Here is a 13,482-nt window from a genome sequence, read left to right on the forward strand (position 1 = left end):
ATTAATTCACCTTTTCAATAATTCCACAGACAGGGATGTGGTCGAACTTTGATTTTGCGCTGATCACCATTTCCGCCAAACCAGGGACATCTATAATGTGCGCGTTGTTTTGTGCAAGTCGCCATTTTTTTGCCGAGACAAAAGCGTGGGAATAAATTATCTGATCGAATGTATGCCATCGAGTAGTTTTACCATTTTTATAAAAATAGCTTCCACCAAATTTTTTGTTCACACCCTCGTCTTGTCCCATTTGTCCCCAGTAAGGGTTATAAAATAAGTGCTTGCGTTTGTGAACTAAGTCGATGTCTCTCGTTGCCATAAGATGATGACTTAATGAGGTGTCGAATGGGTCATCATTGTAATCGCCGAGCAAAATTATATGCGGAGGTGTGATGCTGTCATTAAGTAACTTGTCGACCTCTATGCGGAGATTGACCCCGAGCGCGTGTCGGTCTGCATGATTTTGATCACACCACAGGCGGCTTGGCCAATGCGAAGCGAAAATATGAAATATAGTCTCACTTTGATTTTCAGCTATAACAATTTTTTGAGCAATTTTAAGCGTACTGCTACCCTTTGCGTAGATAATGTTTTCGGTGTCTAGAATTGTTATTTTGGTTGGTTTTGATATATAGCATATGTCAAATTTTGATTTCCCCGCCTTTGATATGCCACAGCGAAAATCTAACTCGCTGAATATTTCTAGCTCTTTTATGTGGCTCAGGTCCTCCATGGATATTTCTCCGAGAGCCAAAAAGTCCACGTTGCAAACGGTGAAAAGATAAGCAATTACCTCTATCGCGTTCTGCCTAAGATTCACGCATTGCCTACTGTTTCCAGTCGGTGCGAGGCTTGTATTCCACCAAGCAAAGGTAACCCTTTCGTGTGCCTCGGAGTCTTTATATACCATTGTCATAAATTGATCATTTGTGTACTTTCTTTTAATTTCAGTTGTTTGGATTTACCCATCGTTGACCGAAATACAAAAAATCTACGGGCCTGATTCTTGAAATTAGGGGATTTCCAATCCAGTAAGCTTTTCTATCTGTTTTCTAATAAAAGCTTTTCCAAGAGCTGACAGTGTGTCAAGTGTGAAGCCACCAGCTGCGGAGACGCCATCCTTTGTCATTTTCCACACAACCTCATCCCGAACCGAGTCGAGGAAATCGTGCCCCGCCGGAGTAAGCGCTCTAAATGAAAATTGACCATTAGCATTCATGCCGTGTCCACCGGCTGAGTCAATCCAACGGCTCATTAATATTTGATCGACATGATACATAACTTGATCGGAAGTGTAGCCGTCAACGGTGAGGTCGTCCTGACAGCTCACCATGGCAATTCCCCTCGGGCGCAACGGTAGGGCCTCTAGCTTTAACATCAGAAGTCGAATCAGGTCTGGATCGCGTTGCATCCTTATTCTCCAAGGCGAGTGCATATTTGCACCAACACACCATAGCCTCCTCTATCAGTCTCGCCAAGGGTATCCGCCGGCGGTTGGGAGGTGTACACGCGGATCCTGAGGTGGTGTGGCCTGCCGATGACTCCCTTATTCATCGAGTCGCCCAACGAGGCGGCCTTTTTCCGCCTGTTAGATCGCGTCAAAATGTAGCGCTTAGTGAGCGTAACGGCACGTATCAAGTCTGGCGCGCGCCGTCGTCCCCCCACCTCGCCTGCGGGCTAAATGGGTCTTTTTTTCCGCAGTCCTGCACCAGACGAAGCGCCCCCACGACCGGGCGCTGTAGTAGGGGCGACGAAGGTCAAAAAGCCTGCGGATCCCTGCGAAGGGTGGGTGTCTGACAGGACGGACCTGGCGAAGCGGAAGGCAGGTGGCAAAACCTTTCGATGCGGCTTTTTTCAGGAACGCCGTCGGAAAAAAGTAATGTGGTAATTCGAATATCGGGACACCGGCGAAAGCCCCGTATTCATTGGCTTTGCTCGCTTACTTCGGAAAGTAATTTTGAGTAATGAAAAAGGTAATGTGGCTGTAAGTGCTTGATTTATAAGCGCTGCACAAAAACAAACATTACTTCCTCAAAAGATAATTATCTTACTTCTACATTACTCAAAAATTACTTTATGCCGATCCTTTGCAGCCCAGTAAAATCAAGGCTCTCAGCCAGATTGATTGTACGGCTTACCAAAATTACCTTTTTCCGATGCCTTTCCCGAAAAAGGGCATCACCTATAAGGCCGGTCAGCCGATGGCCGCGCAGCTCACTAACGCAGATGATGAACAGACGCTCTCACGCAGGTCATTTCCGCCCGTACGGAGACGCTTGTAGGAAGTGCTGGGGATTGGAGCGACAGGCATGCTTGCGATTGATGCGGGAGGAACGCTGCTCGTCCCGCCTGGGAGTAGACGGCAGACGGTTGGTACGAAATTGGTACGAGGTTTATTTGATTGGGCTGAAAGCCGCGTGTTTAGCGGCCTGTAGAATTAGCCGTGCCAATCCATCATCGGGGCGACGGAGAAGCGGCGGGAGAGTGAGGCGTATGGGGCGATGATAGGTAGCATTGGCGGTTTGATGTCATTGAGGCAGGAGGAAAAGTTTACCAGAACCAGCAGTACCGCTCAGAAAAGTCTGCAATTGGCTTCGCTGAGTCTTCTTACCCGTTCTTATTTTTCTTTAATTTCAATGGGATATGTATAAATTGGATTTTTAGGTTAAAAAGCTGTTAGCTTACCAAAGGGATGATGTCGCTGTGGCATCACATGTGCAGCTTAGTTGCAAGGAGCATAGAATGGATGTGGTTGCAGTTATTAACTATAAAGGTGGTGTTGGAAAAACGACTGTTACATCCAATATAGCAGCAGAGCTGGCTTTCAAAGGTAAAAAGGTGCTCTTGCTGGATACCGATGCGCAGGCAAGTCTGACATTTTCATTCGTGCAGCCTGATGTATGGGATCAGAAGTATAAAGAATCACTCACCATCAAATCATGGTTTGACGCAATATCTCAAGGAAAAGAGCCGCCACCTCTAAATAAATTTATCATATCTCCGCCTCATGTTAATGCTTACTTGAAGCGTGCTGGGTCCACGGGTCAGATAGATCTGATATGTTCGCATTTAGGTCTAATCAATGTTGATCTTGAGCTGGCGACTCTGTTGGGTGGTGCAAATCTTCAACAGTCAAAGTTAAACTATATAAAAGTTCATGGGAAGCTGCGAGACGCGATTGAGGCGTTAGAGCGTGATTCGGATTATGATGTGTTATTGATAGATTGTCCTCCAAATTTCAATATCGTAACCAAAAATGCTATCGTAGCCAGCCAAAAAATATTGATTCCGGCGAAGCCTGATTATCTCTCTACGTTAGGGATAGATTACCTTAATCAAAGTGTTGATCAGCTGGTGCGAGAGTTTAATGAGTATGCAGCTATGGATGCGAAAGTCGTAAGTGTTTCGCCGGAGGTTCTAGGTGTTGTGTTCACGATGATCCAAATAACAAGCGGCGTGCCTATTGCTGCTCAGCGTCAATATATTTCCCAAACTAAGCGCTCTGGCATCTTTACATATGAGAATTTCTTCAGGGAGAATAAGACTATGTTTGCGAGCGCGCCTGAAAGTTTGATTCCTGCAGTTTTACAATATCATTCTGGTGGTACTTACGCTAATATAGTTGAAGAGTTAGGTCTGTTTGTTGAAGAGTTTGAGGGTACTTTGGAGGAGGTGTGACAATGTTAAAGGAGAGATATGATTTAGCATTTGCATTACGTCGTTATGCGGAAGCTATTGCTTCCTTAAGTGATGATGATTTGCTCAAGCTCGCTGACGAAACATATTCTGTTGAGGTAAAATTCTTACGCCGTCGAGGCAAAAGCGCTTCTGATGTGGAATTTTCCAAGGAGAATGTCAAGGAATTGGCTGAACGGTTAATTTCTATTGAAAGTAGGGATCAAGCCTTGGCCTTTTTAAATTCCAATTTCAGAACCAAAAAGAGCCTGGATAGCGTAGCGCGACTTTTAGATGTTCCTGTTCTAAAGTCGGATAAGATTGACGGTCTGGCTGAAAAAATTGTTGAAGCGACGGTCGGCGCTAGAAAAAGGTCAGAAGCCATTCAAGGTTATCGGAAAAATAACTCTGTAGTGGCGGGGGCAGAATCCTCTAAAGACAGCGTGGATTAACTGCAGTCTTTACTAAGTTGGTCACAGCTAGAAGCTGTGCCAAACTTAGAAAGACTCAGCGTAAATGGGTGGTTTAAGATGGGTGTTATATTCCGTTTGGATCGCTAAGCGAATATTTGAAGCCCGTTCTTGAATAAGAGGGAAGTTGACGAGTTTATTCAGGCAGATAAAATTCGGCTGGACAGTTCCTGTCCCGTATCCTGTCTCTTTTCTACTTCTTTACGTCTACTTGGAGTTTTTACCATCCTATGTCACTGACGGTCGCTGAACAGGTTTGGTAGCTCATCAGTATTCACCAGTGATGCCATTCTATATAGACGCATTTTTTTTGCGACTATATAGAGTGGATTATTTTTGATAACAATAAGCTCTCTTGCGTACTGTGGTTGTTTTGACGTTAGCTGATTAGTGGTCTGCTATATCAATTCCATCCAGCCCAGTTAATAGGTCGTCAGAGAAATCTAGGATTGGATGCGGGATGTCAGCCAAAATTGACTCTCGATCGCAATGACGTAAAAAAAAGTACAGAGAAGAGTCTATGATCTTCAATAATTTACTACCTCGATCATAATCTACAAAAGGTGGTTGAATTCTCTTGTTTATTTGGTGTTGGGTGATATTGTGTAGGAATGCCCCGAGGTCGCCTGATCTTACGTCATCCGGCCTGTGATGTACCCTTCGAATTCCTTCAAGCAATGTAGAGCGAGAAAGTCCCTGCTCTATGTTGTCTAAGTCAGTTTTTAAGAGGAGGTGAATGAAGTAGAAGGGGAAGGCTAGAGAAGGCTTGCCGCTTTGGTTGCTAGTTTTTCGAGCGATATCAACGAATGATTCGAAGTTCCGAATATGCCTTCCGCCGTAATCGCTTGCTTTTGTTGCAAGCGCAGCGGCTAAATGATCTTTTGTTATTGTTGTTGTAAAGTTTGCTGTTTCCGTAATGCCGGCTGCGATGCAACATTGTTTGCAGAGTTCTTGGACCACGCCCACGCTGTCAAATGAGGATTTTATCAATGCTTCCTGAATGTTGCTAAAGTCAGCGTTAAGTAGGTTGGAGCCCTTTTCAATTAATTTTGCGAAATCTTCATTTAACCATGGTTCTACGGGAACTTCGGTGACACGGTCTAAAAGGTCTCCGTTGAATTGTACTAATCTATTTGCCTCGCGCCATATTCCAAGAACAATAAAAATTACACCTAGGTCTTGGAATACTCGTAAGTCATAGGCCAGTCGTTCCTGTACTTCTAGGGAGAGGTAGTGAAAGTTCTCAAGAACAATGAACTTCTCTACTCCTTTTTTTCTAAGTAATTCTGAGACGTCTTGGGCTAGCTCAAGGTTGTATTCGATGTACAGCTCTTTGGACGTGTTCGATTGTGTTTGTTTGTCGGCAGTTCCTCCCCCTAAGTTGCCTTCGCCCATGAATGGGACTTTTACTTTTATTCCTGCGTTAATATTTGAAGAGATTTCGAAGCTTAAACCTTGAGTGTCGCTTTCGAAATATGTGATATTGGATTGTCGTAGTATTGAGCGGTAAATGTCGATTGCTTGTGTCTGGGGGGAACATTCAACCTTGACATATTCGTCTGGATTTAAGTGTTTTAGTGTTAAGGAGGTTTTCCCTTGTTTTGATGAGCCGTAAACTATCACTTGATTTTTGTCTTTCAAAGCAGCACTAAAAAGCTCGTCTACACTTGGTCTTTCTATGTATGATTCAATAAGTTGACTGCGTACGCCGAAAACATCACTCGTTTTGTACTTCATTTGCCGTCCTTTATGAAACTGAAGTTTAATGATTTGTAACGGGTTGTGGTGTTTTTAAGCTGCTGTAGTGGCTATTGATATCGTCATTGCTTGAGTTTTTAACTAGATTGGCTGCGGGTTAGCTTGGAATTGGTTTTGTATTGATGATGGCGCCAGCCGTGTTTAGGTTCCAAGAAGATAGCGTCATGCCAAAAAAATGTACTCCCTCTATAACCACCATTCAATAAAAATAAATTGTTTAAAAGATTCTGGGTTAGGTGGATGTTGGACTATACAACCTTGCATTTCCCCTACTGCTAAGACTGAATCCCCCGGCTTGTGCCTCTAGCCCGCAGGTTCTATCGTCCCTACGTCACTGAAAACCAGTGATCGGGTTTGGTAGCCCGTTCCGTCAGAAGCACAAGACTACCGTCTTGCGACGACGTTTCTCGTCTTCGTTTTATGGTGGTCATGCGCGGGGCGTCTTCGGATGCGCCGGGGTTCCTGACGACCGGTCTACCAACCTGCGTATGGCCTCCACCCTTCGTTTGGTAGCGAGAGTGATGGCTCCTTTTCGTTAATCCGTCAGGAGTTACACCATGTTCAAACCAACACCCACCCCGCCAGAAACCGACCCCCGCATCCCCCTACGAATCCGCCAATTCCAAAAAACTCCACGAAGCCGCCGAGCGCGCCCTCGATCACTATCTCCTTCCCACCAGCCTAATCATGGGCAGCACCGATGAGCCCGAACGCATGTACCTCGCCAATCCGAAGTACGACATGGAATCCCTGTTGGCCAATGCCTGCGAAACCCTGGGTTCTGCCTCCGAAATGCTCAACAACTTTGCCGCGACGCTGGATAACTCGCGCCGCAAATCTGCGCTAGGCATTGCGCAGGTGGTGATGTTGGCGGAGTTGGCGGTGAATCAGGCGTTGGATAAGGTTGAAATCAAGCCGTAAACCCGTGTCCCTCTGTGGCATGCGGCACGCCGTTGCTGCAGAGGGGCGGGGTTCTGCATTGACATTTTCATCGTCTTTTCACGTCAATGGCGATGTGCCACAAATCATGATGGCAATGCGTCATCACGCCGCTCAAAAAGTTCAACGATTATACAAAAATATAAAGTTGTACAAGTTTTCGCAAAATTAATAGCATCCCTCCAGACACCTTTGCTGAAACGATAAATCCAGCGTGCAGAAGCTCTGTTTGCGATGTGACGGGTTTGTCTGCCGGTGCTCGCGTCGGGTCTCTTTTCGACGCTTCAACAGCATCGGCATTTGCATTTCCGGGACAGCTGGAGCGTCCCGTATTACGCCTTGGATGACGACCCCCGAATGTCTGGACGGTGACTGTGGTTACCGGAGATCAATTTTTGTGCCTGGCGTTTCGCGTCAGGACGTTTGAGGCTGAATATGGCAGTAGCATCGAATTTCCTCGGTGACATCAAAGTTTCCCGCAAGCTGGGAACCGGCTTCGGCATTCTTCTGCTGGCCGTTTTGGCGGTTGCCTTCATTGGCTATAACAGCAACAGCGTGCTGGTTGATCGCTTGAGTACGACGCGCCTGATCGGCACGTTGAATGACGCTACGCAAAATATGCGTCTGTCCGAGAAACAGTACGAAGCCGCCGCTGACGCAGCGTTCGCCGAGTCCTATAACGCGCAGTTGAATGTCTTGCAGGGCCTTGTGGGCAAGGCGCTGGACACCTTGACCCGCGCTGAAAACCAGCAAGCCTTGAAGGCTTTGCAAACCACGATTGTTGCCTACGACCAGAAGGTCAAACGGCTGATCGCTGCCGATCAGTCGACCACGGATGCGCTGAAACCGCTGACGGCGCTGTCGGACAAGTACGCGCAAACTTTTGCCGGCATGCTTGAAGGCACCACGACCAGTGCCTTGGCGTCTGCCGATGGAGAACGCGTTCGGGAGCTGCGCACGGTGGCCGATTTGCGCAATGGCATGACCACGTTTCGCCTGATGTTGCGTCGTTACATTGCGGTGCCCAACGACGTGAACAAAAAACTGCTGATGGAAACCATCGATAGCTTCTTGAGTGATATCAGCAAGGCGCGCACCAGCCTGCCGACGGCGCTGTCGAGCCAACTGGAAGAAGCCCACGCCGGCATGCGCCGTTATCGCGAAGTACTGGTGGAAGTGGCGGGGCTGTTTGAGCAGAAGCAGAACATGCGCGAGCAGGTCGACCAGGAAAGCAAGGCGATGGACAAGATCATGAGTGGCCTGATGGACACCCAGCAGCGCCTTGCGCATGAGGATCAGCATTCGGCTTTTATTCAGATGGCGGTATTGACTGCGTTGGCGCTGGTGATCGGGCTGTTGGCTTCGGTGGTCATCTCGCGCCAGATCACTGCGCCGCTAGCGCTGACGGTTGATCTGGCACGACGGATTGCCAAAGGCGACCTGACGGTCCAGGCCAGGTCTGCGCGCAAAGATGAGTTGGGCGATCTGCAAAACGCGATGCAGGAGATGGCGCAGAACCTGAACACGCTGGTGCAAGGTATCGGCAATGGCGTCACGCAGATTTCCACTTCTGCGGAAAAGCTCTCGGCGATGAGCGAGCAGACCAGCGCGGGTGTGCGTCAGCAAAAGAGCGAGGTCGATCAGGTCGCCACAGCGATGCATGAAATGGCTTCGACGGTGCAAGAGGTTGCGCGTAACACCACCGATGCCTCCGCTGCCGCGACCCTCGCCGATCAGCAGGCGCGCCATGGCAGCACGGTGGTCAAGCAGGCGACGGTGCAGATCAGCGAACTTGCCATGGCCATTGAAGAGTTGGGCGGTGCGATGAATGTGCTGACTCAGGACAGCGAGCAGATCGGCAAAGTCATCGATGTGATCAAAGCCGTCGCCGAGCAGACCAATCTGCTCGCGTTGAACGCCGCTATCGAAGCCGCGCGGGCGGGTGAGCAGGGTCGTGGTTTTGCTGTGGTGGCAGACGAAGTGCGCTCGCTGGCACAGCGCACGCAGGACTCGACCAAGGAAATCGAAGCGCTGATCGTCACCCTGCAACAAGGCACGCAAGCGGCCGCGACGCTGATGACCTCAAGCCGCGAACGCACCCTCGATACGGTGGTACTGGCGCAGAAAGCCGAATTGGCGATTACCGAGATCAATCAGTCCATCGGTACGATCCAGGAGATGAGTCTGCAGATATCGGCCGCCGCCGAGCAGCAAAGTGCCGTGGCCGACGAAATCAACCGCAGCATTGTCAGTGTGCGTGATGTGGCTGACCAGTCGGCTGTCGCCAGCGAAGAAAGTGCGGCGGCGACGATCGAATTGGCGTCCCTGGGGCAGGACCTGCAGCGAATGACCGCGCATTTCCGCACCTGATCTTTTCAACTTGGCGCACGCGGTGCCTTCAACTATTCAGGCGCCGCGGGGGCTGAAGTTATTGCGTTGTTTGCAGATAACTAAGGCCAGCAGCTGTTTTATTTATCGCCATGGAAGGTTGCACCCCGTCATCAGGTGGTTCATGACCGACTTTCCAAAATCATTCGCGTCTCCCGGAGGCTGCCAGGGCTGTAGGAACAAAGGCGTGCCGGAGATGGATTTCGCCTTCGCTTTCCAGCCCATTGTGGACCTGCGCGATCAAACGACGTTTGCCCATGAAGCGTTGGTTCGCGGCGTGAACGGCGAAGGCGCCTTGTCTGTCCTGGAAAAGGTGGACGATCAGAACCGTTATCGATTCGATCAACTGTGTCGAGTGCGGGCGATTTCCACGGCGGCTGACTTGGGCATGACGCAGTACCTGTCGATCAACTTTCTGCCGAATGCCGTTTACCGGCCGGAGATGTGTATTCGCAGCACGCTGGAAGCGGCGCGCACGTACGGCTTTCCGCTGGAGCGGCTGATCTTCGAGGCTGTGGAAGGCGAGCACGTCGAAAGCAACAAACACTTGATGAATATCTTGCGTGAGTATCGTGAGTTTGGTTTCAAGACGGCGATCGACGACTTTGGCGCAGGCTATTCCGGCCTTAACTTGTTGGCGGATTTTCAACCGGACCTGATCAAGCTGGATATGGCGCTGATCCGCAATATTCACCGTGACCGCGTACGCCAGACGATCGTGCGCAACGTGGTGAACATGTGCAGAGAGCTGGGCGTGGAAGTGATCGCTGAGGGCATAGAAAGTGCCGAGGAAAGAGACTTTCTCGCCGATTGCGGCATTTACCTGATGCAGGGCTACTGGTTCGCCAGGCCGGCCTTCAAATCATTGGCGCAGATCTCGACGAGTGCGTGGCAGGGGAGATCATCCAATCCGCGATCTTGTGCAAAACATTGATCACCACCAACACTGGCTGCCGTGGATGTCCTGCGCCTTAATGTCGGTTGTTCCGCGGTCACGGGGTGCGTCGGGTTTCCAGCAACGTAAATAGCCCCATGCCTGCGAGCATCGCCAATACGAAAACCATTGCTTGCCAGTGGCCCGTCAACAGGATGGTCACTGCCGGGCCAGGGCAGATGCCGGCTATCCCCCAACCGACGCCGAACAGCAGGCCGGCCAGGAATGCATTCAGTTTGAGCATGCTCAGATTCCCGACACCGCGTGCATTGAGCGAACCGTTCCCTCAATGCGCGCGTCGGCCGGGTTCCGTGGCTTACTGCGGCACCGCAATCCACTCACCCAACGTCTGCTGATACTTGCCACTGACCTTGCTCAAATGCAGCCACTGATCGACATACAGTTTCCAGCTGATGTCGTCGCGTGGCAGCAGGTAAGCCTTCTCGCCGTATTGCATGTATTGATGCGGATTCACCGCGCACAAACCGGGTTTGAGTTTCTGCTGATACAGCGCTTCCGAGGCGTCGGTGATCATCACGTCGGCTTTGTTGTCGAGCAGTTGCTGGAAGATCGTTACGTTGTCGTGCAGGGCCAGTTGCGCTTTGGGCAGGAAGGCGTGGACGAAGGCTTCGTTGGTGCCGCCGGCAGGTTCCACCAGGCGCACGTTGGGCTGGTTGATCTGGTCGATGGTCTGGTATTTGGACTGGTCGGCGCAGCGCACCAGCGGGATCTTGCCGTCAGTGTCGAGGGTGTTGCTGAAGTAGGCTTTTTTCTGCCGTTCCAGTGTGACCGAGATGCCGCCCATGCCGATGTCGCATTTGCCGGCCTGCATGTCGGGCATCAGGGTTTTCCAGGTGGTCTGCACCCATTGCACCTTGACGCCGAGGCTGTCGGCCAGGGAGCGGGCCATGCTGATGTCGATGCCTTCGAAGTCGCCGTCGCTGCGCTTGAAGGTGTAGGGCTTGTAATCGCCGGTGGTGCAGACGCGCAACTGGCCTTGTTGCTGAATGCTGTCGAGGTGGGACGTGGCGGGGTCGGCGTGAGCGCCAGTCGCCAGGGTCAGCAGGCCGCCGAGGATCATCGTGCTTTTTAGTGTTGTCATTGAGATCGGGCTTCTGAAAGGGAAGGTGGCCCAGTGTAGTGAAAGCCTTCCACGGGTGTCATCCCGGGTCCGGACTCAATGTGCCAAGCCACGCCACCAGCGCCACGATCAGCAGGGCAAGGGCCAGCTCCATCACGACACTGCGTCGCAGCGCGTTCGCGGCGATGAGGTGCTGGCCGTCGCGCAGCGATCGTTGCAGTGACGGTCCAAGATGAAAGCGGTTCAACGCAGCCAGCACCAGCATCACGGCAAACACCAGCACCTTGAACGCCAGCAGCTGTCCGTAGATGCCGAACAGCACTCCGTCGAGCCTTGGGCCGACGATGAAAAGATAATTCATCACGCCGGTGACCGACACCGTCAGCACGATCAACGCGCCCACCCATTCGAAGCGTTTCACTGCATCGGCGAGCAGGCGAAGGCGTGTGTCACCGATCCGCCCGCTCACCATCAACACCAGCGCCAGCAAGGCACCCAACCACGCTCCCGCCGCAAGCAAGTGCAAGATGTCGCTGAGAAAGTGCCAGAACCGCAGCCATCCTTCGTCCATCGCGCCATGCCCGCTCCACGCCAGCGAAGCGAGGGCAATGGCGCCTGCCAACGACGCTGGCCACAGACCCGGTCGGATCGCCACGATGGCCAACGCTGTCATCCGCAGTGCCCACGCCAAGCCGACGTCCGTTTCCAACACCATCATCTGCAGGTGCGGCCACAAGGCCGCGAGCTGTGTTTCGCCACTCATGGCGCGGGTCATCAGCACCAGCCCGGCCACTGACAGCAATGCCCCTGTCACCGCCATGCCCCGCAACAACGGACGGAACCGCAGCAGCGCGTTGAAGCTGTACAAGCCAAACAACGCCAGCCCGAACAACAGCAGCAAATCCACATACAAGGCGAACCGCAGGATGATGTTGAGCAGGTCCGCCATTGTTCACTTCACTTTGAACGTGACGTTACCGGTGATCGGGTGCGTGTCGGCGGACACCGCGCGCCACTGCACCTGATAGGTGCCGGCAGGCAGCGGGGCGAGCGGGGTGATCAGCATGGTTTTCGGATCGCTGCTGGCGCTGACTTTGGCTTTCATCGGCATCGGCGAGTGAGCCATGCCACCCATTTCGGTCATTACCAGTTTGGCCCCGGAGAATTGCGTGACCAGATTCTCGGAAAAGTGCAGCTCGATCCTGTTCGGCGCGGCACCTTCCGCGCCTTCGGCCGGCGTTGACGAAAGCAGTTTCGGGTGGGCCTGGGCGAGGGTGCTCAGGAGCAATCCGCTGGCAAATATCAGGGGCAGGGTCAATGTGCGCATGCAAGGTCTCCGGTTTGTTTTTGTAGAAGAATTCAGAACCACAGCCTGACCCCGAGGACGAGGCGCGCCTCACTGCGGTCCTCGTCTTCTTCGCGGGCATAGTCAGCGGTGTTGCCGTAAGTGCGATTCCACTTCACGCCGATATAAGGCGCGAATTCGCGGCGGATTTCATAGCGCAACCGCAGGCCCGCCTCGGTATTGGACAACCCTGAGCCGATGCCTCGCTGCGGATCGTTTTTGCCGTAGATATTCAGTTCAGCGGTCGGCTGCAGGATCAGTCGATTGGTCAGCAGGATGTCGTAGTCGCCCTCCAGGCGTACCGCACTCTGGCCGCCCTCGCCAATGAACGCCGTGGCTTCGGCCTCGAAGTTGTACAGCGCCATGCCCTGCACGCCGAACGCGGCCCAGGTTTGCGGTGCGCCGGGTTTGAAGTCCTGACGCACGCCGCTGACCACGTCCCACCACGGTGAAATGGCGTGGCCCCACAGCGCTTGAATTTCCGCGTCTTCAGTCTTGCCATTGTTGCGCTCGCCTTCAGAGCGCAGCCACAGCCGATCGGTATCCCCGCCGATCCAGCCGGACAGATCCCAGGCCAAAGCGCTGCCGTCATCGGCGTTCTGCCATTCGAGTTTGTCGGCAAGAAAGTAGCTGTTTATAACGCTGTCATGCACCTGATGACCGCCGGGGCTGGTGAACACCGCAGCGCGGTCGGCGTCGGTCACGGGCGGAATCGGCGTGCGGCTTTCGCTGGGCGCGGCGGGCTGCATCATGCCGTCGTCCATGCTTTGCATCGCCGAATGATCCATCCCGGGCATCTGGCTGTGGTCCATGCCGTGCATGGCGTCGGCGGCCATGGCGGAGGTGCCGGCGAGTAGCAGCGAGAACACGCTGAGTCGAGTCATGATCGGTC

Annotated in this window: 11 protein-coding genes and 3 pseudogenes; 6 read left to right on the top strand and 8 right to left on the bottom strand. The window is 52.1% G+C overall.

Translation table 11 applies throughout. The annotated features are described in order from the left end of the window. Position 1 precedes the first annotated feature (1 nt). The gene (locus AC0IXA_RS03600) at positions 2–916 is read right to left on the bottom strand and encodes an endonuclease/exonuclease/phosphatase family protein (RefSeq protein ID WP_471811758.1); all 915 of its coding nucleotides are present in this window, start codon (positions 914–916) and stop codon (positions 2–4) included. A 96-nt stretch (positions 917–1,012) separates the two neighbouring features. Continuing rightward, complete coding sequence (locus AC0IXA_RS03605) at positions 1,013–1,411, bottom strand: DUF2513 domain-containing protein (protein ID WP_471811760.1); 399 nt, start codon at positions 1,409–1,411, stop codon at positions 1,013–1,015. Between the two features lie 1,331 nt (positions 1,412–2,742). Between AC0IXA_RS03605 and AC0IXA_RS03610 the strand changes: the two genes are divergently transcribed. Continuing rightward, complete coding sequence (locus AC0IXA_RS03610) at positions 2,743–3,678, top strand: ParA family protein (RefSeq protein ID WP_423519806.1); 936 nt, start codon at positions 2,743–2,745, stop codon at positions 3,676–3,678. Positions 3,679–3,680: 2 nt separating this feature from the next. Next, positions 3,681–4,127, top strand: a complete 447-nt coding sequence (locus tag AC0IXA_RS03615) for a hypothetical protein (protein WP_423519808.1) — start codon at positions 3,681–3,683, stop codon at positions 4,125–4,127. Between the two features lie 405 nt (positions 4,128–4,532). On the opposite strand, the gene AC0IXA_RS03620 is transcribed toward AC0IXA_RS03615, so the two are convergent. Further along, on the bottom strand, positions 4,533–5,882 hold the full coding sequence (locus AC0IXA_RS03620) for a hypothetical protein (RefSeq protein WP_423519809.1): 1,350 nt from the start codon (positions 5,880–5,882) through the stop codon (positions 4,533–4,535). Positions 5,883–6,460: 578 nt separating this feature from the next. Here AC0IXA_RS03620 and AC0IXA_RS03625 point away from each other — a divergent pair. The 4 genes and pseudogenes from AC0IXA_RS03625 (at position 6,461) to rimA (ending at position 10,164) form a co-directional block, all read left to right on the top strand. Beyond that, positions 6,461–6,824, top strand: a pseudogene (locus AC0IXA_RS03625) (DUF6124 family protein). 453 nt (positions 6,825–7,277) lie between these two features. After that, positions 7,278–8,354: pseudogene (locus AC0IXA_RS03630) on the top strand (methyl-accepting chemotaxis protein); the annotation flags it as partial. 78 nt (positions 8,355–8,432) lie between these two features. Then, positions 8,433–9,212, top strand: a complete 780-nt coding sequence (locus AC0IXA_RS03635) for a methyl-accepting chemotaxis protein (protein ID WP_372339877.1) — start codon at positions 8,433–8,435, stop codon at positions 9,210–9,212. Positions 9,213–9,354: 142 nt separating this feature from the next. Further along, entirely contained in the window at positions 9,355–10,164 is an 810-nt protein-coding gene (rimA, locus tag AC0IXA_RS03640; RefSeq protein WP_471811763.1) for a S6 modification regulatory phosphodiesterase RimA, read from the top strand. A gap of 58 nt (positions 10,165–10,222) precedes the next feature. Here rimA and AC0IXA_RS03645 read toward each other — a convergent pair. From AC0IXA_RS03645 to AC0IXA_RS03665, 5 genes and pseudogenes are all read right to left on the bottom strand, one after another. After that, a pseudogene (locus AC0IXA_RS03645) lies at positions 10,223–10,381 on the bottom strand (DUF6691 family protein); the annotation flags it as partial. 99 nt (positions 10,382–10,480) lie between these two features. Then, the gene (locus AC0IXA_RS03650) at positions 10,481–11,266 is read right to left on the bottom strand and encodes a transporter substrate-binding domain-containing protein (protein WP_471811765.1); all 786 of its coding nucleotides are present in this window, start codon (positions 11,264–11,266) and stop codon (positions 10,481–10,483) included. 58 nt (positions 11,267–11,324) lie between these two features. Continuing rightward, positions 11,325–12,194 (bottom strand): copper homeostasis membrane protein CopD, encoded by an 870-nt coding sequence (copD, locus tag AC0IXA_RS03655; protein ID WP_471811767.1) that lies wholly within the window; start codon positions 12,192–12,194, stop codon positions 11,325–11,327. 3 nt (positions 12,195–12,197) lie between these two features. Beyond that, positions 12,198–12,572, bottom strand: coding sequence for a copper homeostasis periplasmic binding protein CopC (copC, locus tag AC0IXA_RS03660; protein ID WP_137214691.1), 375 nt, complete (start codon positions 12,570–12,572; stop codon positions 12,198–12,200). 32 nt (positions 12,573–12,604) lie between these two features. After that, positions 12,605–13,474, bottom strand: coding sequence for a copper resistance protein B (locus tag AC0IXA_RS03665; RefSeq protein WP_471811769.1), 870 nt, complete (start codon positions 13,472–13,474; stop codon positions 12,605–12,607). Positions 13,475–13,482: the final 8 nt, after the last annotated feature.

The organism is Pseudomonas sp. AC083 (genome assembly GCF_979253165.1).